At 69.4% G+C, this 24,694-nt stretch carries 20 protein-coding genes, 1 tRNA gene and 1 pseudogene; 9 read left to right on the top strand and 13 right to left on the bottom strand.

Annotated elements, in window-relative coordinates; all coding sequences use genetic code 11:
* Nucleotides 1-4: 4 nt before the first annotated feature.
* From OG734_RS36955 to OG734_RS36945, 3 genes are read left to right on the top strand one after another with little or no spacing between them, the layout of a single operon-like run.
* Entirely contained in the window at nucleotides 5-1,777 is a 1,773-nt protein-coding gene (locus OG734_RS36955) for a branched-chain amino acid ABC transporter permease (protein WP_330291775.1), read from the top strand.
* Nucleotides 1,774-2,655 carry an ABC transporter ATP-binding protein gene (locus OG734_RS36950; protein ID WP_330291774.1) on the top strand — a complete coding sequence of 294 codons (882 nt, stop codon included), beginning with the start codon at nucleotides 1,774-1,776 and terminating at the stop codon, nucleotides 2,653-2,655. The genes OG734_RS36955 and OG734_RS36950 overlap by 4 nt, the downstream gene beginning before the upstream one ends.
* The gene (locus tag OG734_RS36945) at nucleotides 2,652-3,368 is read left to right on the top strand and encodes an ABC transporter ATP-binding protein (protein ID WP_330291773.1); all 717 of its coding nucleotides are present in this window, start codon (nucleotides 2,652-2,654) and stop codon (nucleotides 3,366-3,368) included. The genes OG734_RS36950 and OG734_RS36945 overlap by 4 nt, the downstream gene beginning before the upstream one ends.
* Nucleotides 3,369-3,468: 100 nt before the next feature.
* Here the strand turns inward: OG734_RS36945 and OG734_RS36940 are convergent, their stop codons facing one another.
* Nucleotides 3,469-4,125: an ANTAR domain-containing response regulator gene (locus OG734_RS36940; protein WP_330291772.1), complete on the bottom strand. Its 657-nt coding sequence runs from the start codon at nucleotides 4,123-4,125 to the stop codon at nucleotides 3,469-3,471.
* Nucleotides 4,126-4,224: 99 nt separating this feature from the next.
* Between OG734_RS36940 and OG734_RS36935 the strand changes: the two genes are divergently transcribed.
* Nucleotides 4,225-4,299, top strand: a tRNA-Leu gene (locus OG734_RS36935).
* A 106-nt stretch (nucleotides 4,300-4,405) separates the two neighbouring features.
* Nucleotides 4,406-5,170, top strand: a complete 765-nt coding sequence (locus OG734_RS36930) for a transcriptional regulator (protein ID WP_330291771.1) — start codon at nucleotides 4,406-4,408, stop codon at nucleotides 5,168-5,170.
* 26 nt (nucleotides 5,171-5,196) lie between these two features.
* On the opposite strand, the gene pyk is transcribed toward OG734_RS36930, so the two are convergent.
* Nucleotides 5,197-6,633, bottom strand: coding sequence for a pyruvate kinase (pyk, locus tag OG734_RS36925; RefSeq protein ID WP_330291770.1), 1,437 nt, complete (start codon nucleotides 6,631-6,633; stop codon nucleotides 5,197-5,199).
* Nucleotides 6,634-6,776: 143 nt separating this feature from the next.
* Nucleotides 6,777-7,493 (bottom strand): SIMPL domain-containing protein, encoded by a 717-nt coding sequence (locus OG734_RS36920; RefSeq protein ID WP_330291769.1) that lies wholly within the window; start codon nucleotides 7,491-7,493, stop codon nucleotides 6,777-6,779.
* Between the two features lie 150 nt (nucleotides 7,494-7,643).
* Here OG734_RS36920 and OG734_RS36915 point away from each other — a divergent pair, with 150 nt between their 5' ends.
* Nucleotides 7,644-9,449: a bifunctional metallophosphatase/5'-nucleotidase gene (locus OG734_RS36915; RefSeq protein WP_330291768.1), complete on the top strand. Its 1,806-nt coding sequence runs from the start codon at nucleotides 7,644-7,646 to the stop codon at nucleotides 9,447-9,449.
* A 30-nt stretch (nucleotides 9,450-9,479) separates the two neighbouring features.
* Here OG734_RS36915 and OG734_RS36910 read toward each other — a convergent pair whose 3' ends face one another.
* From OG734_RS36910 to OG734_RS36885, 6 genes and pseudogenes are all read right to left on the bottom strand, one after another.
* Entirely contained in the window at nucleotides 9,480-10,964 is a 1,485-nt protein-coding gene (locus OG734_RS36910) for a lysine N(6)-hydroxylase/L-ornithine N(5)-oxygenase family protein (protein WP_330291767.1), read from the bottom strand.
* Nucleotides 10,964-12,325, bottom strand: coding sequence for a pyridoxal phosphate-dependent decarboxylase family protein (locus OG734_RS36905; protein ID WP_330291766.1), 1,362 nt, complete (start codon nucleotides 12,323-12,325; stop codon nucleotides 10,964-10,966). Before OG734_RS36905 ends, OG734_RS36910 begins: the two co-directional genes overlap by 1 nt.
* Before the next feature lie 158 nt (nucleotides 12,326-12,483).
* On the bottom strand, nucleotides 12,484-15,000 hold the full coding sequence (gene pepN / locus OG734_RS36900; protein WP_330291765.1) for an aminopeptidase N: 2,517 nt from the start codon (nucleotides 14,998-15,000) through the stop codon (nucleotides 12,484-12,486).
* Between the two features lie 165 nt (nucleotides 15,001-15,165).
* Nucleotides 15,166-15,603, bottom strand: a pseudogene (locus OG734_RS36895) (response regulator); the annotation flags it as partial.
* 141 nt (nucleotides 15,604-15,744) lie between these two features.
* Nucleotides 15,745-16,089, bottom strand: coding sequence for a chorismate mutase (locus OG734_RS36890; protein WP_330291763.1), 345 nt, complete (start codon nucleotides 16,087-16,089; stop codon nucleotides 15,745-15,747).
* Between the two features lie 87 nt (nucleotides 16,090-16,176).
* Nucleotides 16,177-17,067, bottom strand: a complete 891-nt coding sequence (locus OG734_RS36885) for a helix-turn-helix transcriptional regulator (RefSeq protein ID WP_330291762.1) — start codon at nucleotides 17,065-17,067, stop codon at nucleotides 16,177-16,179.
* A 129-nt stretch (nucleotides 17,068-17,196) separates the two neighbouring features.
* On the opposite strand from OG734_RS36885, the gene OG734_RS36880 reads away from it, so the two are divergent.
* Complete coding sequence (locus OG734_RS36880) at nucleotides 17,197-18,966, top strand: glycoside hydrolase family 35 protein (RefSeq protein WP_330291761.1); 1,770 nt, start codon at nucleotides 17,197-17,199, stop codon at nucleotides 18,964-18,966.
* A gap of 83 nt (nucleotides 18,967-19,049) precedes the next feature.
* On the opposite strand, the gene OG734_RS36875 is transcribed toward OG734_RS36880, so the two are convergent.
* Complete coding sequence (locus OG734_RS36875) at nucleotides 19,050-19,844, bottom strand: S1 family peptidase (RefSeq protein WP_330291760.1); 795 nt, start codon at nucleotides 19,842-19,844, stop codon at nucleotides 19,050-19,052.
* Between the two features lie 186 nt (nucleotides 19,845-20,030).
* On the opposite strand from OG734_RS36875, the gene OG734_RS36870 reads away from it, so the two are divergent.
* Together OG734_RS36870 and OG734_RS36865 are read left to right on the top strand one after the other, a co-directional pair.
* Nucleotides 20,031-20,960 carry a hypothetical protein gene (locus OG734_RS36870; RefSeq protein ID WP_330293927.1) on the top strand — a complete coding sequence of 310 codons (930 nt, stop codon included), beginning with the start codon at nucleotides 20,031-20,033 and terminating at the stop codon, nucleotides 20,958-20,960.
* 75 nt (nucleotides 20,961-21,035) lie between these two features.
* Entirely contained in the window at nucleotides 21,036-21,773 is a 738-nt protein-coding gene (locus OG734_RS36865) for an ankyrin repeat domain-containing protein (protein WP_330291759.1), read from the top strand.
* Between the two features lie 285 nt (nucleotides 21,774-22,058).
* On the opposite strand, the gene OG734_RS36860 is transcribed toward OG734_RS36865, so the two are convergent.
* From OG734_RS36860 to OG734_RS36850, 3 genes are read right to left on the bottom strand one after another with little or no spacing between them, the layout of a single operon-like run.
* Nucleotides 22,059-22,877, bottom strand: coding sequence for an SDR family oxidoreductase (locus OG734_RS36860; protein ID WP_443064985.1), 819 nt, complete (start codon nucleotides 22,875-22,877; stop codon nucleotides 22,059-22,061).
* Entirely contained in the window at nucleotides 22,874-24,031 is a 1,158-nt protein-coding gene (locus OG734_RS36855; RefSeq protein ID WP_330291758.1) for an acetyl-CoA C-acetyltransferase, read from the bottom strand. Before OG734_RS36855 ends, OG734_RS36860 begins: the two co-directional genes overlap by 4 nt.
* A 41-nt stretch (nucleotides 24,032-24,072) precedes the next feature.
* Nucleotides 24,073-24,687 carry a TetR/AcrR family transcriptional regulator gene (locus tag OG734_RS36850; protein ID WP_330291757.1) on the bottom strand — a complete coding sequence of 205 codons (615 nt, stop codon included), beginning with the start codon at nucleotides 24,685-24,687 and terminating at the stop codon, nucleotides 24,073-24,075.
* Between the last annotated feature and the right edge of the window lie 7 nt (nucleotides 24,688-24,694).

Below are 24,694 nucleotides of genomic sequence, written 5' to 3'. Positions count from 1 at the left end.
AACCATGGCAACCACCGACAAGACCACGGCCACGCCCCGCGGCCTCATCGCACTCCCCCAGAGCACCGCCCGCGCTCTCATCGCCATCGGCGCCGTCGGCACCATCGCCAGCACCTTCATGTCGTGGACCTACACGTCCGAATTCCCCGGGGACCTCACCTACTACGGCTCCCCGGCCGGACTCCAGATCCTCGCCCTCGTCGCCGGCATCCTCACCCTCCTGTACGCGCTCACCTGCTGGAACGTACGCGGCCTCAACTGGCTCAACCCGGCAGGCGCCACCGCGCCCGTCGCCCTCGCCGCCGCCTCCGCCTTCGCCGTCAGCTGGTTCACCACCATTGCGATCGCCGTCGACCTCAAGGGCCTCGTAGCCCTCGACCCCGGCGCCTACGTCGCCGCGATCTCCTCACTGGTGGCCCTGCTCGGCGCCCTCGCGCTCCCCCGGCCCGGCGACACGTTCAAGAGCTACCTCACCAAGCCCGAGAACATCCCCGCGGCGAGCAGCCTCCCCGGCTGGGTCGAACGCCTCGTGATCTCCGCCGCCACCGCCCTCGCGCTGGTCGTCTTCGCCTACGGCATCGGCGTCGACCCGGAGGCCAGCGAAACGTTCCTCGGCTACCTGCTGCTGGTCGTCTTCGGCGCCTGGGCACTGCTCACCGCCGGCCTCTTCGACCGCATCTCGGAACTCAACGCCCGCCACAAGGGATTCGCCACCTCCATGGCATTCCTCGCCGCGGCGCTCTTCCCCTTCGTCGAGAACGACGAGCACAACGCCAACATCGGCGTGAACATCCTCGTCGTCGCCACCGTCGCCCTCGGCCTCAACATCGTCGTCGGCCTCACCGGACTTCTCGACCTCGGATACGTCGCCTTCCTCGGCGTCGGCGCCTACGCCGCGGCCCTGGTCTCCGGCTCCGAGTTCTCCCGGTTCTCCGGCGTCCAGTTCCCCTTCTGGGCCGCCATGCTCACCGGCATGCTCGCCTCACTCGTCTTCGGCGTCCTCATCGGCGCCCCCACCCTGCGACTGCGCGGCGACTACCTCGCGATCGTCACCCTGGGCTTCGGAGAAATCTTCCGCATCACCGTCAACAACCTCGACGGCACCTCCGGCCCGAACGTCACCAACGGCCCCAACGGCATCTCGATGATCCCCGACCTGGAGATCTTCGGCTTCAACTTCGGGACCTCACACGACATCGGCTCGATCACCCTCGGCCGGTTCGCGAACTACTTCCTGCTGATGCTGATCATCACCGCGATCGTCGTGGTCGTCTTCAACAGGGCAGCGGACTCCCGCATCGGCCGCTCCTGGATCGCCATCCGCGAAGACGAGACCGCCGCCACCGCCATGGGCATCAACGGCTTCCGCGTCAAGCTCATCGCCTTCGCACTCGGCGCGTCCCTCGCCGGCCTCGCCGGCACGGTCAGCGCCCACGTCGGCTACAGCGTCAACCCCGCCCCCTACCAGTTCGCCGGCTCCGTCCCGCCGAACTCCGCCTTCCTGCTCGCCGCAGTAGTCCTCGGCGGCATGGGCACCGTCAACGGCCCCATCCTCGGCGCCACACTCCTCTACCTCCTCCCCGAGAAGCTCGGCTTCCTCAAGGAGTACCAGCTCTTCGCCTTCGGCATCGCACTCGTGGTCCTCATGCGCTTCCGGCCCGAAGGCATCATCGCCAACCGGCGCCGCCAGCTCGAATTCCACGAGACAGACCAACTCGACACCCCAGAAACCGGCCTCCCCGACACCACCGTCGGCGTCACCAAGGCAGGGGCGTGACCCGCATGACCACCACCACGGCCACCAGCCCCGTCCTCGAAGCCACCGGCGTCACCATGCGCTTCGGCGGCCTCACCGCCGTACGCAACGTCGACCTCACCGTCAACAGCGGCGAGATCGTCGGCCTCATCGGCCCCAACGGCGCAGGCAAGACCACCTTCTTCAACTGCCTGACAGGCCTGTACGTCCCCACCGAAGGCAAGGTCTCCTACAAGGGCACGGTCCTCCCGCCCAAGCCCCACCTCGTGACCAGCGCCGGCATCGCCCGCACCTTCCAGAACATCAGGCTCTTCGCCAACATGACCGTCCTGGAAAACGTCCTCGTAGGCCGCCACACCAGAACCAAGGAAGGCCTCTGGTCGGCCATCCTCCGCGGCCCCGGCTTCCGCAAAGCCGAAGCCACCTCCCGCGAACGCGCCATGGAACTCCTCGAGTTCATCGGCCTCGCCCACAAGGCCGACCACCTCTCCCGCAACCTCCCCTACGGCGAACAGCGCAAGCTCGAAATCGCCCGGGCCATGGCAAGCGAACCCGGCCTCCTCCTCCTGGACGAGCCCACCGCCGGCATGAACCCCCAGGAGACACGGGCCACCGAAGACCTCGTCTTCGCCATCCGCGACCGAGGCATGGCCGTCCTCGTCATCGAGCACGACATGCGCTTCATCTTCAACCTGAGCGACCGCGTCGCCTGTCTCGTCCAAGGTGAAAAGATCGTCGAAGGCACCTCGGAAGTCGTCCAGAACGACGACCGCGTCATCGCCGCCTACCTCGGCACACCCTTCGAAGGCGCCCCCGGCGCCGAAGAGATCGCCGAAGTCGAAGCGGCCGAAGCCGCCGGAGCGCCGAGCAACACCAGCACGGAAGGACCCGCCAAGTGACCGCGCTGCTAGAGGTCGAAGACCTCAAGGTCGCCTACGGCAAGATCGAAGCCGTCAAGGGCATCTCCTTCACCGTCGAAGCCGGCCAGATCGTCACCCTCATCGGTACCAACGGCGCCGGCAAGACCACCACCCTGCGCACCCTCTCCGGGCTCCTCAAGCCCAGCAGCGGCCGCGTCCTCTTCGACGGCAAGCCGATCACCGGCGTCCCCGCCCACAAGATCGTCGCCCTCGGCCTCGCCCACTCACCCGAGGGACGCCACATCTTCCCCCGGCTGACGATCACCGAAAACCTCCAGCTCGGAGCGTTCCTACGCACCGACAAGGCAGGCATCGAGAAGGACATCCAGCGCGCCTACGACCTCTTCCCCATCCTCGGGGAACGCAGGAAGCAGGCCGCGGGAACCCTCTCCGGCGGCGAACAGCAGATGCTCGCCATGGGGCGCGCCCTGATGTCCCAGCCCAAACTGCTCATGCTCGACGAGCCCTCCATGGGTCTCTCCCCGATCATGATGCAGAAGATCATGGCCACCATCGCCGAACTCAAGGCATCCGGCACGACCATCCTCCTCGTCGAGCAGAACGCCCAGGCGGCGCTCTCCCTCGCCGACCAGGGACACGTCATGGAAGTCGGCAACATCGTGCTCTCCGGCACCGGCCAGCACCTGCTGCACGACGACTCGGTCAGAAAGGCGTACCTCGGCGAGGACTGAGTCCTTCGACGACGGTATGCACGAGGAGGCCCGCACCCCCTGTTCTCAGGGGGTGCGGGCCTCCTCGTGTGCGGTACTCGTACGCCCGTCTGTGGCTGCGTCAGCCCTTGGCGGCCTTCTTCTCCTCGGCGTCCGCGATGACCGCCTCCGCGACCTGCTGCATCGACATACGCCGGTCCATCGACGTCTTCTGGATCCACCGGAACGCGGCGGGCTCGGACAGCCCGTACTCCGTCTGCAGGACCGACTTGGCACGGTCGACCAGCTTGCGGGTCTCCAGACGCTGAGTGAGATCCTCGATCTCCTTCTCCAGCGTCCGCAGCTCGTTGAAGCGCGAGACGGCCATCTCGATCGCCGGCACGACATCGCTCTTGCTGAACGGCTTCACCAGGTACGCCATGGCCCCGGCGTCCCTGGCCCGCTCGACGAGGTCGCGCTGCGAGAACGCGGTCAGCATCAGCACCGGAGCGATGGACTCCTCGGCGATCTTCTCGGCCGCCGAGATGCCGTCGAGCTTGGGCATCTTCACATCGAGGATGACGAGGTCGGGCCGGTGCAGCCGGGCCAGCTCCACGGCCTCCTCACCGTCACCGGCCTCGCCGACGACGGAGTAGCCCTCCTCTTCGAGCATCTCCTTGAGATCGAGCCGGATGAGCGCCTCGTCCTCGGCAATGACGACACGGGTCGTCAGCGGAGGCACGTGCGACTTGTCGTCGTCGGGCGCGTCTGCGGGCTGGGGCGACTCGGGGGCGGTCACGGGGGCTCCTTGATCAGGGCAGGGGTGCTGCTCCCAAGAGCGTACCTAGCTGCGGTAAGGTGGGTGCCCGAGGGGTCGCACTCCCTCTTCCTTTCTAAGGCCCCAGTACTCCAACCGGTTAGAGAGGCCGCTCTCAAACAGCGGACAGTGTGGGTTCGAATCCCACCTGGGGCACTTTTCCTTGAATTCCAAGGTTTCCCTCAAGAAGCGGATGTTCCCGTTCTGGTGAACATCCGCTTTTTGCTGCGCGTCGCCGCGATCACTCCCACAGGCTGTCCGCATGTACGACATTGGCACTCGCAAGCGAGCTCTGGTGCTGGTGGGTCAGGGACGCAGCCTGAACTCCGTCAGCAAGGAGACGGGGATATCCCGGGCCGCGATCCGCTCCTGGCAGACGCGAATGGACCCGTTACCGCGTATGCAGGTGAGCCCGTGCGTCCGATGTCGGCCTGTCCCGAGCCACCCCGAAGACACAGCCGCCTATTCCTACCTGCTTGGCCTGTACCTCGGCGACGGGTGTATCAGCGCCCATCCGCGCACGGGGCACTACCTGCGCATCGCGTGCGCGGACGCGTGGCCCGGTCTGATCGACGCGTGCGAAGCGGCCGTACAGACGCTCAACCCGGGAAAGCGCGCGTACCGAGTCCAAGCCCAGGGCTACGTTTCCGTGGTCGGCTACAGCGCCCACTGGCCCTGCTTCTTCCCACAGCACGGACCCGGCAAGAAGCACGAGCGCCGGATCGTTCTCGACGACTGGCAGCAGGCAATCGTCGACTCGCACCCATGGGAGTTCATCCGGGGACTCGTCCACTCCGACGGCTGCCGAATCACCAACTGGACCGAGAAGGTCATCGCCGGTGAACGCAAGCGCTACGAGTATCCGCGCTACTTCTTCACGAACCTCTCGGCCGACATCAGGCGGCTCTACACCGACACCCTCGACAAAGTCGGGGTCGATTGGAAACAACCGAACGCCCAGAACATCTCCGTCGCCCGCAAAGCCTCCGTAGCCCTGATGGACGCCCACGTGGGCCCGAAGCACTGACCCGCGAAGGGCCCTTCAGTGGACGCCTACTTGGGGCTGTCGTCCTCGCCGATGTGGTGCACGCGCACCAGGTTGGTGGACCCGGAAACCCCGGGCGGCGAGCCGGCCGTGATCACCACCACGTCGCCTTTCTGGCACCGCCCGTATTTCAACAACAACTCGTCCACCTGGTCGACCATCGCGTCCGTCGACTCGACATGCGGGCCGAGGAACGTCTCCACTCCCCATGTCAGCGTCAGTTGGGACCGGGTCGCCGGGTCCGGGGTGAAGGCCAGGAGCGGGATCGGGGACCGGTACCGGGACAGGCGCTTCACCGTGTCGCCGGACTGGGTGAACGCCACCAGGAACTTCGCGCCGAGGAAGTCGCCCATCTCGGCCGCCGCACGGGCCACCGCTCCGCCCTGGGTGCGGGGCTTGTTGCGTTCCGTGAGGGGAGGGAGGCCCTTGGCCAGGATGTCCTCCTCGGCCGCCTCCACGATCTTCGCCATCGTACGGACCGTCTCGATCGCGTACTTGCCCACACTCGTCTCGCCGGACAGCATCACCGCGTCCGTGCCGTCGATGACCGCGTTCGCGACATCCGACGCTTCAGCCCTGGTCGGGCGGGAGTTCTCGATCATCGAGTCGAGCATCTGGGTGGCGACGATGACCGGCTTGGCGTTGCGCTTCGCCAGTTTGATCGCGCGCTTCTGGACGATGGGGACCTGTTCCAGGGGCATCTCGACACCGAGGTCGCCGCGGGCGACCATGATGCCGTCGAAGGCGGCGACGATGTCGTCGATCGCGTCGACGGCCTGGGGCTTCTCGACCTTGGCGATGACGGGGAGGCGGCGGTGTTCCTCGTCCATGATGCGGTGGACGTCGTCGATGTCGCGGCCGCTGCGGACGAAGGAGAGGGCGACGACGTCGAACCCGGTGCGCAGCGCCCAGCGCAGGTCTGTTTCGTCCTTGTCGGAGAGGGCGGGGACGGAGACCGCTACGCCGGGGAGGTTGAGGCCTTTGTGGTCGGAGATGACTCCGCCTTCGACGACTTCGGTGTGGACGCGGGGTCCGTCGACGGCGGTGACTTCGAGGCAGACTTTGCCGTCGTCGACGAGGATGCGTTCGCCGGGGGTGACGTCGGTGGCGAGGCCTGCGTAGGTGGTTGTGCAGATGTGCTGGGTGCCTTCGATGCCTTCTTCGACGGTGATGGTGAAGGTGTCGCCGCGTTCAAGGAGTACGGGGCCTTCGGTGAAGCGGCCGAGTCGGATCTTCGGGCCTTGAAGGTCGGCGAGGAGGCCGATGCTGCGGCCGGTTTCGTCGGCGGCCTTGCGGACGTGCTGGTAGCGCACCTCGTGTTCGGCGTGGGTGCCGTGGCTGAGGTTGAAGCGGGCTACGTCCATTCCGGCGTCGACCAGTGCCTTGATCTGGTCGTACGAGTCGGTGGCGGGGCCCAGGGTACAGACGATCTTTGCTCGGCGCATACTTCGAGCGTAGGCCTTACCGGTGGGTAGGGAATTGGCGCCGCATGACTACTCAACAACCGTTGCGTGAAGGGTTGTTGACAACCGTTTAAGTGTGCGCGGCGTCGCTCTGATGAGCATTTGAGCGGCCTGTTCGCCCTTGTTCACAGCCGCGGCGGCACCATGGTGAAGCGGGCGTTCACCTGTGCGTAGACCTGTTGGCGCTGCGGTTCCAGGTCGAGTGGTGCCGCCTCGTCCGCGACCGCTGCGCCGGCGAAGGCCGCGCGGTGCAGGGAGCGTGACTGGGCCTCGTACCCCATGGGCTGTGTGGCCTCGGCGCCCACGTCCGCCAGTTCCACCAGGGCCGCCAAGGTGGTGCCCAGGGCTTCCGCGTACTCGCGAGCCCGTTGCACCGCTTCCCGCACTGCCTGTCGGCGGGCGTCGCGGTGGGCCGGGGAATCGGGGCGCAGGGCCCACCAGGGGCCGTCGACCCCGGTGAGGTCCAGGTCGGCGAGTTTGCTGGTCAGTTCGCCGAGGGCGGTGAAGTCGGTGAGTTCGGCGGTGAGGTGGACGCGGCCGTGGTAGGCGCGGACGCGTTCTCCGCGGCCGTGTTTGGTGAGTTCCGGGGCGATGGAGAAGGCTCCTGTGTCGAGGCGTTCCACGGCGTCGCCGTATGTTTTCACCAGGTCGAGGACGGTGGTGTTGCGGCGGGTGAGGTCGGCCAGTGCCGAGCGGCGGTCCGTGCCCCTTGCGCCGACCGTGATGCCAATGCGGGCGATCTCGGGGTCGACTTCGAGGTGGGCTTCGCCGCGGACGGCGATGCGGGGGGCGTCGGGGGTGCCGTAGGGGACGGCGGTGGGGTGCTCCGGGGTGGAGGTCATACGTCCCACTCTGACACTCGTAGGGCGGTTGCGGATCGCGTTGTGGAGTCCGCCGGTCACCAGATCGAAACCTTCGGGGGCTGTTGCCGTCGGTCATGCTCGGGTCAGAATCTACGCGCGTCGTTGACCATTCCCCGAGGAGCCCGAAACATGCCGTTGAACCGCCGGAAGTTCCTGACGAAGTCCGCTGTGACCGGGGCGGGGGTGGCGCTGACCGGTGCTGTCGCGGCTCCGGTGGCGCAGGCCGCGGAGGCGAAGAAGCCCGTGAAGCCTGGGAAGCGGTACTCCCTGACCGTGATGGGCACGACCGACCTGCACGGGCACATTTTCAACTGGGACTACTTCAAGAACGCGGAGTACACCGACGCGAAGGGCAACGCGCAAGGGCTGGCCCGTATCTCGACGCTGGTGGAGCAGGTGCGTAGGGAGAAGGGGCGTTGCAACACGCTGCTGCTCGACGCGGGCGACACGATTCAGGGCACCCCGCTGACGTACTACTACGCGAAGGTGGACCCGATCACCGCCAAGGGTGGTCCGGTGCATCCGATGGCGCAGGCGATGAACGCCATCGGGTACGACGCTGTGGCGCTCGGCAACCACGAGTTCAACTACGGCATCGAGACGCTGCGCAAGTTCGAGTCGCAGTGCCGTTTCCCGCTGCTGGGTGCGAACGCGCTGGACGCGAAGACGTTGAAGCCCGCTTTCCCTCCGTACTTCATGAAGACGTTCCGGGTGAAGGGTGCTCCGCCGGTCAAGGTGGCTGTGCTGGGGCTGACGAACCCGGGTATCGCGATCTGGGACAAGGCGTATGTGCAGGGGAAGCTGACGTTCCCGGGTCTGGAGGAGCAGGCGGCGAAGTGGGTGCCGAAGCTGCGTTCGATGGGCGCCGATGTTGTTGTGGTGTCGGCGCACTCGGGGTCGTCGGGGACTTCTTCGTACGGTGACCAGCTGCCGTACGTCGAGAACTCGGCGGCGCTCGTGGCGCAGCAGGTGCCGGGCATCGACGCGATTCTGGTGGGGCACGCGCACACGGAGATCGCCGAGCTGAAGGTCACCAACACGGCGACCGGGAAGACGGTGGTGCTGTCGGAGCCGCTGGCGTACGCGGAGCGGTTGTCGTTGTTCGATGTCGAGCTGGTTTTCGAGAAGGGCAAGTGGGCTGTCGAGTCGGTCTCGGCGACTGTGCGTGACTCGAAGACGGTCGCGGACGATCCGAGGATCACGAAGCTGCTGAAGGACGAGCACGATGTGGTCGTGGCGTACGTCAATCAGGTGGTCGGTACGGCGACGGACACGTTGACGACGGTGGAGGCGCGTTACAAGGACGCTCCGATCATCGACCTGATCACGAAGGTCCAGGAGGACGTCGTGAAGGCGGCGCTGGTGGGGACGTCGTATGCGTCGCTGCCGGTGATCGCGCAGGCGTCGCCGTTCTCGCGGACGTCGGAGATCCCGGCCGGCGAGGTGACGATCCGGGATCTGTCGAGTCTGTATGTGTACGACAACACGCTGGTCGCGAAGTTGCTGACGGGTGCGCAGGTGCGGGCGTACCTGGAGTACTCGGCGCAGTATTTCGTGCAGACGGCGGCGGGCGCGGTGGTCGATGTGGAGAAGTTGACCAACGCGGGGAGTCGGCCTGACTACAACTACGACTATGTGTCGGGGGTGACGTACGACATCGACATCGCGCAGGCGGTCGGTTCGCGGATCAAGAACCTCAGCTACAACGGTGTGGCGCTGGATGACACCCAGCAGTTCGTGTTCGCGGTGAACAACTACCGTGCCAACGGTGGTGGGGCGTTCCCGCATGTGGCGTCGGCGCAGGAGTTGTGGTCGGAGTCGACGGAGATCCGGACGCGGATCTCCGAGTGGGTGACGGCGAAGGGTGTGCTGGATCCGAAGGAGTTCGCGTCGGTGGACTGGAAGTTGACGCGGGACGGTACGCCGGTTTTCTAGTCACCGGTCTGCGGTAGGCGGCGGGTTGCGTCAGATTCCGTCGACGAGGGGGGTCAGCACATGGTGCTGGCCCTTTTCTCGTTCCTGGCTCTGCCGGGGGGTGGGGACCGCGGGCAGTGGTTGTTCGAGGCCGAAGGTGGTGAAGGCGGTTCTCGTGGGCTGGGGGTAGGGGGTGTTGCCGGTGAGGGAGTTGAGGATGGCGGCGCTGCGCCAGGCGACGAGTCCGAGGTCGGGGGTGCCGACGCCGTGGGTGTGGAGTTCGGCGTTCTGGACGTAGACGTGGCTGCCTGATCCGGTGATGGCGGGGTCGAGGACGAGTCTGAACTGTTCGTCGATGCGGGGGCGTTCGGCGTTGTCGCGGCGGAGGTAGGGGTCGAGGCCGGCGAGGATGCGGTCGAGGGGGCGGTCGCGGTAGCCGGTGGCGAGGACGACGGCGTCGGTGGTGAGGCGGGAGCGGGTGCCCTGCTGGGTGTGTTCGAGGTGGAGTTCGATTTTGGTGGTGGCGACGCGGCCGGCGGTGCGGACGTGGACGCCGGGGGTGAGGACGGTTTCGGGCCAGCCGCCGTGGAGGGTGCGGTGGTAGAGCTCGTCGTGGATGGCGGCGATGGTGTCGGCGCTGATGCCTTTGTGGAGTTGCCATTGGGCGGCGACGAGGCGGTCGCGTACGGGTTCGGTGAGGGCGTGGAAGTAGCGGGTGTGGTCGGGGGTGAAGTGTTCGAGGCCGAGTTTGGAGTACTCCATGGGGGCGAAGGCTTCGGTGCGTCCCAGCCAGTGGATTTTCTCGCGGCCGGCGGGGCGGTGGCGGAGGAGGTCGAGGAAGATCTCGGCGCCGGTCTGTCCTGAGCCGATGACGGTGATGTGTTCGGCGGTGAGGAGCCGGTCGCGGTGGGCGAGGTAGTCGGCTGCGTGCAGGACGGGCACGGTGGGGGCTTCGACGAGTGGTTTGAGGGGTTCGGGGATGTGGGGTTCGCTGCCGATGCCGAGGACGACGTTCTTCGTGTAGGTCCGGCCGAGTGCTTCGGCTTCTCCGTCGGCGTCGAGTTGGGTGAAGTCGACTTCGAACACGTCTCGTTCGGGGTTCCAGCGGACGGCGTCGACCTGGTGTCCGAAGTGGAGTCGGGGGAGGTTCTGGCTGACCCAGCGGCAGTAGGCGTCGTATTCGGCGCGTTGCATGTGGAAGCGCTCGGCGAAGTAGAACGGGAAGAGCCGGTCGCGGCTTTTGAGGTAGCTGAGGAAGGACCAGGGGCTGGCGGGGTCGGCGAGGGTGACCAGGTCGGCGAGGAAGGGGACTTGGACGGTGGAGCCGTCGATGAGGAGTCCGGGGTGCCAGTCGAAGCGGGGGTGTTGTTCGTAGAAGACGGTGTCGAGTTCGGGGAGGGGCTGGGCGAGCGCGGCGAGGGAGAGGTTGCAGGGGCCGATGCCGATGCCGACGAGGTCGTGGGGGGCGTTCGGGTCGGGGCGGGCGGGGGTGGCGGCTGGGCTGTCGGCGGGCGTGGGGGGTGTGGGGGGTGTCATCAGGAGGTGTTTCCTTCCACCAGCTTCAGGAGTGCGGCCAGGTCGTCCGGCCGGGTGTGGGGGTTGAGGAGGGTGACCTTGAGCCAGAGGCGGCCGTCGAGGTGGGCGCGGCCGAGGACGGCGCGGCCGTCGTGGAGGAGTTTTCGGCGTATGTCGGCGACGGCGTCGTCGGTCGCTTCGCCGGGTCGGAAGAGCACGGTGCTGATGGTGGGTGGGGCGTGGAGTTCGAAGCCGGGGTGGGTCTGGACGAGGCGGGCGAACTCGTGGGCGTGGGCGCAGACCTGGTCGACGAGGGCGCCGAGTCCTTCGCGGCCGAGGGTTTTGAGGGTGGCGGCGATTTTGAGGATGTCGGGTCGTCGGGTGGTGCGCAGGGAGCGGCCGAGGAGGTCGGGGAGGCCTGCTTCGGTGTCGTCGTCGGCGTTGAGGTAGTCGGCGTGGTGGGCGAGTGCGGTGAGGTCGTGGGGGTTTTTTACGGTGAGGAGGCCCGCGGCGACGGGTTGCCAGCCGAGTTTGTGCAGGTCGAGGGTGACGGTGTCGGCGTGTTCGAGGCCGGTCAGTTTGGGGCGGTGGCGTTCGCTGAAGAGGAGTCCGCCTCCGTAGGCGGCGTCGATGTGGAGCCGGGCGCCGTGAGCTGCACAGAGGGCGGCGATCTGGGGCAGCGGGTCGATGAGTCCGGCGTCGGTGGTGCCGGCGGTGGCGGCGACGAGGAGTGAGCCGCGGGGGCCGGGCAGTTCCGTCAGTGCCTCGTCGAGGGCGGCGGGGTCGAGGGTGCCGGCGGGGGCGGGGACTGTGACGGGTTCGGGGAGTCCGAGGAGCCAGGCGGCGCGGGGCAGGGAGTGGTGGGCGTTGGCGCCGTGTACGAGGCGGACGCCTGGGTGTGTCTCGCGGGCGAGGAGCAGGGCGAGTTGGTTGGATTCGGTGCCGCCGGTGGTGACGAGGGCGTCAGCGGCGCCGGTCTCGGCGGCGAGCGTGCGGGTGACGAGGGTTTCCAGTTCGGAGGCGGCCGGGGCCTGGTCCCAGGAGTCGAGGGAGGGGTTGAGGACGCTGGCGGCGAGGTCGGCGGCGGTGGCGACGGCGAGGGGCGGGCAGTGGAGGTGGGCTGCGCAGTGGGGGTGGGCGGGGTCGGCGGCGCCTTCGGCGAGGGCGCGTACGAGGTCGTAGAGGGCGTTGGGGTCGCCCTTGTCGGGCAGTACGTCACCGACTGCGTCGCGTATGCGCTGGGCGACGGTTTCGGGGCCGCCGGCGGGGAGGGGGCCGCCGCGCGCGTGTCCGCCGTCCGCGAGCGCGTCGAGGACCGTGTCGAGCAACGGCCGCAGGGCGTCGGGGCCTTCGGCGCCTGAGGCGAGGGGCGGCGTGCGCATGGTGGTCCTCCCGGGGCGCGTGGCTGGGGAGTTCCAGCTTGGACGGGGCGGGGGCGACGCGCCCGGGAAGACCAACGATCGGAACCCGAAAGGGGGTACGGGGGTTGCCGTCGGGAGGTGTGTGGGGCATGGGGTGGGCCCCCATGCCCCACCGGGCGTTACGCCTGTTCCCGGGCTCCTTCCCGGACGCGCAGTGCGCGTGCCAGGTCGTCGAGTTGGTCGGCGAGTTTGCGGCGCAGGGACGGTATCGGGGCGGCGTCGCGCAGGCACTTCTCGCCGAGGCGGAGGGTCTCGGGGGTGACTGCGTGGGCGGGGAAGGCCCAGCGGCCGGCGGCGTCGGCGATGGCGGGGCCTCGGTGGGTGGCGACGGCGACGGCGTCGGTCCAGTACCGCTTGACGTACTCCTCGGTGAGGTCGGTCTGTTCGGGCTGCCAGAAGCCCTGGGCGGTGGCGACGAAGAGGTAGTTGGAGAGCGCGTCCGAGGTGAACATCTGTTCCCAGGCCCGGAGTTTGGACTCGGGGTCGGGCAGGGCGGCGCGGCAGCGGGCGGCGCCTTCCTGGCCGGAGGCGCTGGGGTCGCGGGCGAGTTCCGCGTCGATCTCCGTCTCGTCGGTGGCGCCGAGTACGGCGAGCCGGGCCAGGACGCGCCAGCGCAGTTCGGGGTCGAGTTCGGGGCCGCCGGGGACGGTGCCGTCGGCGAGCCAGGCGGCGATGGTGTCGGGGTGGGCGGCGACGGCGATGAAGTGGCGTACGGCGATGAGGCGCAGGCCGGGGTGGTCACCGTCCTCGGTGCGGCGGATGAGGTCGCGGCACAGGGAGGCGAGGGTGGCGAGGGCGGCGGGCCGTTCCTGCGGGGGCAGGTAGCGGTCGGCGACGACGGTCGACGCGAAGGTGAGGACGCCTTGGACGAGGGCGAGGTCCGTTTCGCGCGGGAGGTGGGCGCGGACGGTCTCCAGATAGTCCGCGGGCGGGAACTGGCCGTCGCGTACGGCGTCCCGCAGGGCGTTCCAGACGACCGCGCGGGTGAGCGGGTCCGGGAGGCCGGAGAGGGCGGTGCGGACGGTTTTGAAGGATTCGGGGTCGAAGCGGACCTTGGCGTAGGTCAGGTCGCCGTCGTTGACGAGGAGCAGGGCGGGGCGCTTGCCGATGGGGTGCGGGGCGTCCTGCGGGATGTCGAGGTCGAGGCGTTCGCGGAGGGTGAGGGTGCCGTCGCCGGCGACGTCGTGGTCGTAGAGGCCTATGGCGACGCGGTGGGGGCGGCTGCCGTCGTGGCGGACGGTGAGGGTGTGGCCGCCGGCGTCGCCGTTGGTGAGGCGGGGGGTGAGGGTGTCGACGCCGGTGGTGCGCAGCCAGGCGTCGGCCCAGGCGTGGACGTCGCGCTCGGTGGCGGCGGCGAGGGAGTCGATGAAGTCGGCGAGGGTGGCGTTGCCGAAGCGGTGGCGGGCGAAGTGGGTGTTGATGCCGGCGAGGAAGTCCTTCTCGCCGAGCCAGGCGACGAGTTGGCGCAGGGCGGAGGCGCCCTTGGCGTAGGAGATGCCGTCGAAGTTGACGAGGGCGGCGGCGGTGTCGTCGACGGCTTCGGGGGCGACGGGATGGGTGGAGGGGCGTTGGTCGGCGTCGTAGCCCCAGGCTTTGCGGGAGACGCCGAAGTCGGTCCAGGTGTCGGTGAAGCGGGTGGCTTCGGTGAGGGTCTGGTAGCCCATGTACTCGGCGAAGGACTCGTTGAGCCAGATGTCGTCCCACCATTGGAGGGTGACGAGGTCGCCGAACCACATGTGGGCCATTTCGTGGGCGATGACCATGGCGCGGGTCTGGCGTTCGGTGTCGGTGACGGCGGAGCGGTAGACGAACTCGTCGCGGAAGGTGACGAGGCCGGGGTTCTCCATGGCGCCGAAGTTGAATTCGGGGACGAACGCCTGGTCGTAGGAGTCGAAGGGGTAGGGCTCCTCGAACTTCTCGTGGTAGCGGTCGAAGCACGCGCGCGTGATGTCGAGGAGTTCGTCGGCGTCGGTGTCGAGGTGGGGGGCGAGGGAGCGGCGGCAGTGGAGGCCGAAGGGGAGGCCGCGGTGTTCGCTGCGGACGGAGTGCCAGGGGCCGGCGGCGACGGCGACGAGGTAGGTGGAGATGCGGGGGGTGGGGGCGGCCTGCCAGAGTCCGTCTGCGGTTTCGGTGGTGATGCCGTTGGCGAGGACGGTCCAGCCCTCGGGGGCGCGCACGGTGAACTCGAAGACGGCCTTGAGGTCGGGCTGGTTGAAGTTGGCGAAGACGGCTGCCGCGTCCTCCAGGGACATCTGGGTGTAGAGGTAGGTCTCGTCGTCGGCGGGGTCGGTGAAGCGGTGCATGCCCTCGCCGGTGCGGGAGTAGCGCATCGCGGCGTCCACGCGCAGTTCGTGTTCGCCCTCGGCGAGGCCCGTCAGGGGCAGTCGGCCGTCGCTGAGGCTGCTGGGGTCCAGGGGGTGGCCGTCGAGGGTGGCGGAGCGCAGCTCGGCGGGCCTGACCTCGACGAATGTGTCCGCGCCGGTGTGGCCCGCCGTCACCGCGAAGCGGATCACGGTGCGGGAGTCGAAGGTGTCGTCCCCGGTGGTGAGGTCGAGTTCGACCGTGTACCGGTGGACGTCCAGGAGGGTGGCACGGGCTTGCGCTTCGTCGCGCGTCAGTACGGACATGGAGGACATGCTGCCTGATGCCGCTGACAGGGCACAGGGGCGGATCGGTACACGTGGTTCGTCCGTGCGTGCGCCCCTGCCTCCGGTCCGGCCTGTGAGGCCGTTTGTGGGCGGTTTGTGGGCCGTTCGCGGTGCCTAGGTGCGGTCCTCCTCCAGGGTGCGGGTGAGTACGTCGTGATCCTTGACGAGGGCGCGGAGTTCCCGCACCTCCTGTTCGAGGGCCAGGTGGCGGCGGTGGGCGTCGTAGAGGTAGCGGACCTTGGTGCGCAGGGTCCAGGGGTCGATGGGTTTCATGACGAGGTCGGCGACGCCGAGGCGGAACGCGGTGGAGGTGAGTTCGGCGTCGGGGCCGAAGCCGGTGAGCAGGACGACGGGGATGTGCTGGGTCTGTTCGAGGCGGCGCATATAGCGCACGACGTCGAGGCCGCTGACGCCAGGCATGCGGACGTCGAGCAGGAGGAGGCCGACCTGGCCGCGCAGTACCTGTTTGAGCGCCTCGTCGCCGCTGGTGGCGCGGGCGAGCAGGTAGCCGAGCGGGGCCAGGGCGCTCTCCAGGGCGTACAGGGTGTCCTCGTGGTCGTCGACGATGAGGATCTTGGCATCCGACGGCATGGCCCGACGTCCCCTCCCGGGTGGGCAACCAGCAGGTAACCCGTGGTGCTGACGCGCAGTGCTCGTCGGCTGACTACGAGTGCACAAGGAGTGCACAGCGCAGCATGCCTCCACGGGTGCCCGGCTGTCACGCCCCGGGGGTCAATTCACCGGCGGTTTCCCGCCGTTCAGGGCGTCGTCGGCAATGCGCTCGTGGTGTCTGATCACCTCGGCGATGATGAAGTTGAGGAGCTTCTCGGCGAACGCGGGGTCGAGGTTGGCGCTTTCGGCGAGTCGGCGCAGACGGGCGATCTGCTGGGCCTCGCGGTTCGGGTCGGCGGGAGGCAGTTGGTGTGCGGCTTTGAGGTGGCCGACCTGCTGGGTGCACTTGAAGCGCTCCGCGAGCATGTGGACGACGGCGGCGTCGATGTTGTCGATGCTCTCGCGCAGCCGGCCGAGTTCCGCGCGGATCGCGGGGTCGACTTCACGGTTGTTGCTGGTGGTCATGGGCGTCCACATTACGTGGCGCGCATTGGACGGGCTCGTGGGGCGTCGGGTTTTCGCGGGGTGGGTGAGGTAGGCGGGATCTCGGTGTTACGTCGTGTGCGGGTGTTCGATCATCGGCGGGTCGGCGGGGTCGGGGACGCGGTCGCTCCAGCCGCCGGGGACGGTGCGTCCCTGTTGGGCGCGGAAGTGGACGGGGGCCATGCCGACGCGGCGGGTGAAGAGGCGGGAGAAGTACGCGGGGTCGTCGTAGCCGACGCGGCGGGCGACGGCGGCGACGGGCAGTTCGGTGGCGGCGAGGAGTTCCTTGGCGCGGCCCAGCCGGACGCCGAGGAGGTAGTCCTTGGGGCTGCATCCGGCGCCCCGTCGTACCGCGGTGCGCAGTTCGGCGGGGGTCATGCCGTGCCGGGCCGCGTGTTCGGCGACGGTCAGGGGCCGGCAGGCGTCGCGGGCGAGGGCGGCGAGGACCTGGTCGCCGTCGGGTGCGAGGTCGGCGCGGGTGCGGCGCAGGGCGACGAGCAGTTCGTGTACGGCGGCGGCCGTCTCGACCTCCAGGATGGGGTTGTCGCGGCGTGCGGCGCGGGCCATGCGCCCGATCACCGCCCGGGCGGGGCCGGCGTCGGTGAGGGGTACGAGGGGTCGCTCGGGTTCGATGTAGCCGAGTTCGGCGTACGTGGCGGTGGCGGGTCCGGTGAAGTCGACGAACGCCTCGTCCCAGCCGGTGTCGGGGTCGGGCCCGTAGTGGTGGGCCGCGCCGGGGGTGAGCCAGATCAGGGTGGGCGCGGTGACGGGCCGGCGGTGTCCGTCGGCGCCCTGGAACCAGCCGCGGCCGCCGCTGACGACGACGGCCACGTGGTGGTCGAGGACGCGCGGTCCGACGGTGGGCAGGGCGCCGTGCTGGAGGCCGACACCGAGGCAGACGAGGCCGAGCCGGTGGTGGGCGGGCGCGGGGCTGAAGAAGCGCATCCAGGTGCGGTACATCCGCGTTCCTCCCGCCTGTGCCGTGGTCGTCTCCTCCGCCGACGGTAGAGAGCCGCCGACAGCCCGGTCCAACTGGCGCTGATCTTTGTCCATGGACGCTGTCGGCCGCCAGGGGTGAGGGTGGGGCACATGAGCGAGTTCACGGTGGGGGACACGGACTTTCTGCTGGACGGACGCCCGGTGCGGCTGCTGTCCGGGGCGCTGCACTACTTCCGGGTGCACGAGGAGCAGTGGGCGCACCGGCTGGCGATGCTGCGGGCGATGGGCCTCAACTGCGTGGAGACGTACGTTCCGTGGAACCTGCACGAGCCGCGTCCCGGTGACTTCCGCGATGTCGGGCAGGTGGGCCGGTTCCTGGACGCGGCGCGGGAGGCGGGGCTGTGGGCGATCGTGCGGCCGGGCCCGTACATCTGCGCGGAATGGGAGAACGGCGGCCTCCCGCACTGGCTGACGGGGCACACGCGCACGCGTGACGCCCGTTTTCTGGGTCCCGTGGAGCGCTGGTTGAGCCGTCTCCTCCCGGAGATCGTGTCGCGGCAGATCGACCGGGGCGGCCCGGTGCTGATGGTGCAGGTCGAGAACGAGTACGGCAGCTATGGCTCCGACCGGGAGTACCTGGACCGGCTGGCCGGGCTGCTGCGGGCGGGGGGTGTGAGCGTTCCGTTGTTCACGTCGGACGGTCCGGAGGACCACATGCTGACGGGCGGCTCGCTGCCGGGCGTCCTGGCGACGGTGAATTTCGGTGCCCACGCGCGCGTGGCCTTCGAGACGCTGCGTCGGCACCGGCCGACGGGCCCGCTGATGTGCATGGAGTTCTGGTGCGGCTGGTTCGACCACTGGGGCGCCGAGCACGTCGTACGGGATCCCGAGGACGCGGCGCGGGCCCTGGGCGAGATCCTGGAGTGCGGGGCGTCGGTCAACGTCTATGTGGCGCACGGCGGTACGAGCTTCGCGGGCTGGGCAGGCGCGAACCGGGCCGGTGGTTCGGCTCTCGGGGAGGTCCACGAGGGCGCTCTGGAGCCGGACGTGACGTCGTACGACTACGACGCCCCGATCGACGAACAGGGGCGCCCCACGGAGAAGTTCTGGCGCTTCCGGGAGGTCCTCGCCGGGTACGCGGACACCCCGCCGCCCGAACCGCCGCCCGCCCCCTCCCCCTTGGCCGCCCCGGCCACTGCGCTCCTCACCGACTGGGCGCCGCTGAGCGCCGTACTCGACACCTTGGGTGGTCCCGAGACGGAGCATCCGGTGCCGCCCACGTTCGAGGAACTGGACGTGGACCGCGGTCTCGTGCGCTACACGGTGACCGTTCCGGGACCCCGGCGGCCGTATCCGCTGTCGGTGCGCGGGCTGCGGGATCTGGCGGTGGTGTACGTCGACGGGGTGCGGGCCGGGGTGCTCGGCGAGGGGGACGTGCGGCTCGCGGAGCCGGTCGGGGGGCACGCGCGCGTGGAGCTGTGGGTGGAGTCCCTGGGGAGGGTCAACTACGGGCCGCGCGTCGGCGAGCCGAAGGGCATCACCGGGGGCGTGCTGCACGAGCGGCAGTTTCTGCACGGGGTGCGGGCACGCGGGCTGCGGCTGGACGCGTTCGAGGAGGCTGCCGTACGGGCGGTGCCCTTCGCGGGGCTGCCCTCTGAGGACGCCCCGGGGCTGTACCGGGGGGCCGTGACGGTGCTCGGGGCGGGGGACGCCCTGCTCGAACTGCCGGGGTGGACGCGCGGGTTCGTGTGGGTCAACGGGTTCGGGCTGGGGCGCTACTGGTGCGTGGGGCCGCAGCGCTCGCTGTATGTGCCGGGGCCGGTGCTGCGGGAGGGCGTGAACGAGGTGTGGGTGCTGGAGCTGGAGGGCGCCGGGCGGACGGGGCCGGTACTGAACCCCGTCGAGCCCGGCGGCAACTGACGTGCCCGCGCCCATGCATGCGCGCGTGCGTGCAGGTTTCCGGATTCCGGCGAGGCCGTGGGGCCCCGCCGGATTCGGAAGCCTTACAGGGCGGACGCCGCCCGGGCTATGTCCTTCGCGAAGGTGGACACCTGGGAGTAGACGCCGGGTACGCCGGGCCGGGCGCAGCCGTAGCCCCAGCTGACGATGCCGACCTGGATCCAGGCACCCGTGTCGTCCTTGCGGAACATGGGGCCCCCGGAGTCGCCCTGGCAGGTGTCGACGCCGCCCGCCAGGTAGCCGGCGCACAGTTCGTCGCCGGGCACGAGCTGATTGCCGTAGCGCAGTTTGCAGGCCGCGTCGCTGACGTAGGGGACGGTGGCCTTCTGGAGCTTGGTGGTGCCGGTGCCGCCGTTCTCCTTGGTGTCGCCCCAACCCGCGATGGTGAACGTGCCGCGGTTGTACTGGGTGGTCGTGGCGATCTTCAGTGTGGGCTTGTTGATCGGCCGGGCGAGCTTGATGAGCGCCCAGTCCTTGCCGTTGCCGTCGTAGCCCGGGGCCTGGCGGACCTTGGTCGACTTGACCTTGATCGCCCCCGAGGCGTTCAGGTCGGCGACCCCGGCGGTGACGGTGATGCCCGTGTTGGCGCCGGAACCGTCCACGCAGTGGGCGGCGGTCAGGACGACGTCCTTCTTGTAGAGCGCGCCTCCACAGCCCATCGAGAGGTGCACCAGCCACGGGAACTCGTTCTGCGCGGCGGGCGTTCCTCCTATGACGGGCGCTGGCGCGGCCTGGGCGGCGAGCGGCTGGAGGCTCGCGATCGCGAGGGCCGCGGCACCGACTGCCGCGGCCCGCTTGACCAGGGAGAGACCTCTTCCGGCTGACGAGGTATGGGTCAACGTACGTCCCTTCGGGTGTGGGGTGTGTGATGACAAAGAACACAAGTATGAAGATCGATGCGGGTGCGGGACAAGGGCGGATCTCACGTGCCCCTGGCGGAACCGGACGGCAGGAAATCCGCTCTCACTGACAGCACTCCGGTACGTATCGTGGAGAAGAGTTCAGGGCGTCTTGGGGGTATGGACGTGGCGAACGGCGGACCGGTCGAGCACGGCTACCCACACCTGGAGACGGTGCGGGCCGCGATCAACGCGCTCTACAAGAGGCTGTCGTACGACACCGTTCACACCTTCGCGACCAGCGTGGCCCCCGTCGACGTGGCCTTCTGCGACACCGACGACCTGTATCCGGGCGTGCAGCGCGTGGCCCACGAGATCGTGCGCCACTACCGGCTCCCCGACGCGCGCATGATCGTCGGTTTCCGCGAGATGACCCACGCGGCGAACGTCGAACTGGCGGCTGGGCCCGAGTACTTCATCGAGTTGAACGACCGTTTCCGTACCCATCGCAGGGACATCGGCGCGGCCCTCGCGCACGAGGTGATGCACGTCTATCTGCACCGCCTGGACCTGTCGTTCCCGGGAACGCGGGACAACGAGATCCTCACGGACACGGCGGCGGCGTATCTGGGCGCGGGCTGGCTGCTCCTGGACGCCTTCCGTGAGGACGCGACCTCCTCGCAGAAGCTCGGCTATCTCACCCCGGAGGAGTTCGGGTACGTCCTGGCCAAGCGTGCGCTGGTCTTCGACGAGGACCCGGCGATCTGGTTCACCAGCCCGCAGGCGTACACGGCGTACACGGCGGGCATGGAACTGGCCCGCCGCGACACACGCCAGCCCCCGCTGACGGCGGCCGGCTGGGCGGGGCGCCGGCGCTACGCCCGTGACCGCCGCCATGCCCAGGACCCGCACGCGCCGGGTGCCGCGCAGCCGGGCATCGTCCCGTACAGCTTCACGCCCGATGCCCCCGGTGGCCCTGATGTCCCCGATGGGCACGGGCGGCTGCGGGTCTCGTTTCCCTGTCCGACCTGTCACCAGCGCATCAGGGTGCCGGTGCGGGGGCGCGTGCGGGCGCGGTGCGGGGTGTGCCGGACGGTGCTGGAGTGCGACACGTGACATCGGGGAAGCGTGGGGCATTTCACCCCGAAACCCTTTGCCTCACGGGCACTTCGGGAGCGATGGTCGGAAGGTATGAACGGGCAAGAACCTCCGAACGGCAGTGAGCGCGATCTCTTCACCGCGGTGTACGAAGGTGACGAGGACGCGGTCGTACGGCTGCTGCGCCTCGGTGTGAGCCCGGAAGCGGTGGACGAGGACGGCCAGACCGCCCTGTATGTGGCGGCGGTGAGCGACGCGCCCGGCATCGTACGGCTGCTGCTGTCCGCCGGTGCCGCGCCCGACCGGCTGAGCGCGGGCTCGGACCTCCCTCTGTGCGGGGCGGCCTGCGGCGGGCATGCGGAGGTTGTTCGCGCGCTGCTGGCTTCGGGGGCCGTTCCCGACGCCGTGGAGGCGTTCGGTTTCACGGCCCTGACCTGGGCCCTGCGATGTGGTCACGCGGCGGTGTCCGAGGCCCTCCTGACAGCGGGCGCGGACCCGAACCGCCCCGGCCCTACCGGCGAACCCCCACTGGTCACGGCCGCCCGCCGGGGCTCCCCCGCCTGCGTACGGTCCCTGCTGGCGCACGGCGCCGGGTCCAGGGGGGAGGCGCTGACGGAGGCCCGCCGGTGGACTCGGCTGGACGTGGCGTCGGAGCTTCGGGCGGGGTTGGGGCGCGCGCACGGCTTCGGCGGCGAGTACGTGACGCGGCGCTGGGCGGAGGGGGTGGCCGTGGAGCTTGTGCGGGACGGGAACGTGGTGGCGGGCGTCGATCAGGGGACCGGGCATGCGGAGATCGTGGCGGTGTTGGAGGGGGCGCTGGGGTTGGGGTGAGGGGTGGCTGCGCCGGTGTTGCGAGGTTGGGCCAGTGCAGCCCGGGCCGTGTTTCCCGCCGCCCCAGGACCAGGTATCCAAGCTCGTCCGGCGTTCGACAGCCGAGGTCGATGCCGCCCAGGCCTTGTTTCCCACCGACCCACATCCTCGGTGCCGGGCGGCATTTCCAGCCCGTCCGGCGTTTGAGGACAAGGCCCGTTCAGGGCCGGAGCAGGGGTCTGGGGGCGGCAGCCCCCAGGAACGGGATGGGACGGGTAGGGGCGGCGGGGGCGAGAAAACCCGCCCTCACCCCCCACCCCTGTTCGCCGTCGCCGCGTCCAGAAACGCCGGCCGTTCCCCCCCGCCATGCACCAGCAGACTCGCCCCGCTGATGTACGCCGCGGCATCGGAGGCGAGGAACACCGCGGCAGCACCGATGTCGGACGGGTCGGCGAGGCGGCCCGCCGGGACCGTACGGGCTACGGCGTCGACGCCGTCGGTGCCGCCGTAGTGCAGGTGGGACAGCTCGGTGCGGACCATGCCGACGACGAGGGTGTTGACCCGGACATCGGGCGCCCATTCGACAGCCATCGACCGGGCGAGATGCTCCAGCCCGGCCTTGGCGGCACCGTACGCGGCGGTCCCGGGCGAGGGACGACTCCCGCTGACGCTGCCGATCATCACAACGGATCCCCGAGCCCGTTTCAGGTGCTCGTACGCGGCGAGGGAGACCGTGAGCGGCGTGATCAGGTTCAGCTCGATCACACGAACATGCCGCTCGACATCAGCACCCCCGTCTCCGCCCCCAGCACCCGCACCCGCACCCCCCAACGCCCGATAAGGACTGCCCCCCACATTGTTGACGAGGACATCGAGGCGAGGCAGCCCCCCGACGAAGTCGTACACGGCAGTCCGGTCCCGCAGATCGACAGCCCTGAACTCCACGCCGGGCAGCGGGACTTCAGGCGGCCGGCGAGCGCAGACCAGCACCTCTGCGCCCGCCTCGACGAGGGCCCGGGCGACGCCCGCGCCGACTCCACGTGTGCCGCCGGTGACAAGGGCGACACGACCGCCCAGACGACGGTTCTCCGTACCGTTCGCTGTGCCGTTCACCGTGCTGCTCAAAGCCGTTCGATGATCGTCACGTTCGCCTGTCCCCCGCCCTCGCACATCGTCTGGAGCCCGAACCGCCCGCCCGTGCGCTCCAGTTCGTGCAGAAGGGTCGTCATCAGCTTGACGCCGGTCGCGCCCAGGGGGTGCCCCAGGGCTATCGCGCCGCCGTTGACGTTGACCCTGGCCGGATCGGCACCGGTCTCCTTCAGCCAGGCGAGGACGACCGGGGCGAAGGCCTCGTTGATCTCGACGAGGTCGATGTCGTCGATGGACAGGCCGGTCTTCTTGAGGGCGTGTGCGGTGGCCGGGATCGGCGCCGTCAGCATCCGGATCGGGTCCTCGCCCCGTACGGACAGATGGTGGACGCGGGCCCGGGGCCGCAGCCCGTGTTCGCGTACCGCCCGCTCGGAGGCGAGCAGCATCGCGGCGGCGCCGTCGGAGACCTGGGAGGAGACGGCGGCGGTGATGGTGCCGCCGTCGATGACGGGCTTCAGGCCGGCCATCTTCGCCAGGGAGGTGTCCCGGCGCGGGCCCTCGTCGACGCTCACCGTCTCGTAGGCGACCGTCTCGCGGGCGAAGCGGCCCTCGTCGATGGCCAGGACCGCGCGTTCGTGCGAGCGCAGCGCGTACTCCTCCTGGTCCTGCCTGCTGATGCCCCACTTGGCGGCGATCATCTCGGCGCCGGCGAACTGGTTCACCGGCCGCTCCCCGTACCGGGCCCGCCAGCCCGCGCTGCCCGCGAACGGGCCCTCCGTGAGCCCCAGGGGCAGGGCCGCCTGGCGGGAGGCGAAGGCGATCGGGATCATCGACATGTTCTGGACGCCACCCGCGACGACCAGGTCCTGCGTGCCGGACAGCACGGCCTGCGCGGCGAAGTGGACGGCCTGCTGCGAGGATCCGCACTGCCGGTCGACGGTCACCCCCGGCACTTCCTCGGGCAGCCCGGCGGCCAGCCAGCTGGTGCGGGCGATGTCACCGGCCTGCGGCCCCACCGTGTCCAGGCACCCGAAGACGACGTCCTCCACGGCGGCCGGGTCGAGCCCGGCCCGCGACATGAGCGCGGTCAGCGCGTGCGCGCCCAGGTCCGCCGGATGGACACCGCTCAGACCACCTCCGCGCCGCCCCACGGGCGTACGGACCGCTTCGACGATGTAGGCCTCGGCCATGGCAACTCCCTCATATCCCTCGTATCCCTCACAGGAAAGGGCTATTCACGTACGGCGATCCCGTCCAGCACCATCGACAGGTACTGGCGGGCGATCTCCTCCGGACTGTGCTGTCCACCGGGCCGGTACCAGGACGCGGCGACCCACACGGTGTCGCGCACGAAGCGGTAGGTGAGGCGGATGTCGAGGTCGGCGCGGAAGACCTCGGCGGCGACTCCGCGTTCCAGCGTGGACAGCCACGCCTTCTCGAATCTGCGCTGCGACTCGGCGAGGAACGCGAACCGTTCCTGTGTGACGAGCTGCTTGGACTCCTTCTGGTAGATCGCGACGGCGGCACGGTGCCGGTCGATCTCCCGGAACGACTCGATGACCAGCGCTTCCAGCGTCTCGCGCGGCCCGGACTCGGCGTCCAGGACGGTGTCGTAGCCGTCCCACAGCTCGTCGAGGAACGTGCGCAGGATCTCCTCCAGCATCGATTCCTTGGAGTCGAAGTGGTAGTAGAGGCTGCCCGCGAGCATGCCGGCGTGGTCCGCGATCTTGCGTACGGTGGTGGCGTTGTAGCCCTGTTCGGCGAACACTTCGGCGGCGGTGTCGAGGAGTTCACGGCGGCGGGCGGGCACGGCGGTCACCTGGGGCTTCTTCTTCGTAGGAGGCACTCGTCCA

It is taken from the genome of Streptomyces sp. NBC_00576 (assembly GCF_036345175.1).
GTDB lineage: Bacteria > Actinomycetota > Actinomycetes > Streptomycetales > Streptomycetaceae > Streptomyces.
Note: the sequence above shows the minus strand (reverse complement) of the source record. Positions and strands in the feature narration are given on the sequence as shown.

What these genes read in the sequence shown, in the direction of transcription:
- OG734_RS36855 (WP_330291758.1), bottom strand. Translation starts at nt 24,031, where the DNA reads ATGGCCGAGGCCTACATCGTCGAAGCGGTCCGTACGCCCGTGGGGCGG.
- OG734_RS36920 (WP_330291769.1), bottom strand. Translation starts at nt 7,493, where the DNA reads ATGACCTCCACCCCGGAGCACCCCACCGCCGTCCCCTACGGCACCCCC.
- OG734_RS36880 (WP_330291761.1), top strand. Translation starts at nt 17,197, where the DNA reads ATGAGCGAGTTCACGGTGGGGGACACGGACTTTCTGCTGGACGGACGC.
- pyk (WP_330291770.1), bottom strand. Translation starts at nt 6,633, where the DNA reads ATGCGCCGAGCAAAGATCGTCTGTACCCTGGGCCCCGCCACCGACTCG.
- OG734_RS36885 (WP_330291762.1), bottom strand. Translation starts at nt 17,067, where the DNA reads ATGTACCGCACCTGGATGCGCTTCTTCAGCCCCGCGCCCGCCCACCAC.
- OG734_RS36930 (WP_330291771.1), top strand. Translation starts at nt 4,406, where the DNA reads ATGTACGACATTGGCACTCGCAAGCGAGCTCTGGTGCTGGTGGGTCAG.
- OG734_RS36905 (WP_330291766.1), bottom strand. Translation starts at nt 12,325, where the DNA reads ATGCGCACGCCGCCCCTCGCCTCAGGCGCCGAAGGCCCCGACGCCCTG.
- OG734_RS36910 (WP_330291767.1), bottom strand. Translation starts at nt 10,964, where the DNA reads ATGACACCCCCCACACCCCCCACGCCCGCCGACAGCCCAGCCGCCACC.
- pepN (WP_330291765.1), bottom strand. Translation starts at nt 15,000, where the DNA reads ATGTCCTCCATGTCCGTACTGACGCGCGACGAAGCGCAAGCCCGTGCC.
- OG734_RS36865 (WP_330291759.1), top strand. Translation starts at nt 21,036, where the DNA reads ATGAACGGGCAAGAACCTCCGAACGGCAGTGAGCGCGATCTCTTCACC.
- OG734_RS36955 (WP_330291775.1), top strand. Translation starts at nt 5, where the DNA reads ATGGCAACCACCGACAAGACCACGGCCACGCCCCGCGGCCTCATCGCA.
- OG734_RS36915 (WP_330291768.1), top strand. Translation starts at nt 7,644, where the DNA reads ATGCCGTTGAACCGCCGGAAGTTCCTGACGAAGTCCGCTGTGACCGGG.
- OG734_RS36890 (WP_330291763.1), bottom strand. Translation starts at nt 16,089, where the DNA reads ATGACCACCAGCAACAACCGTGAAGTCGACCCCGCGATCCGCGCGGAA.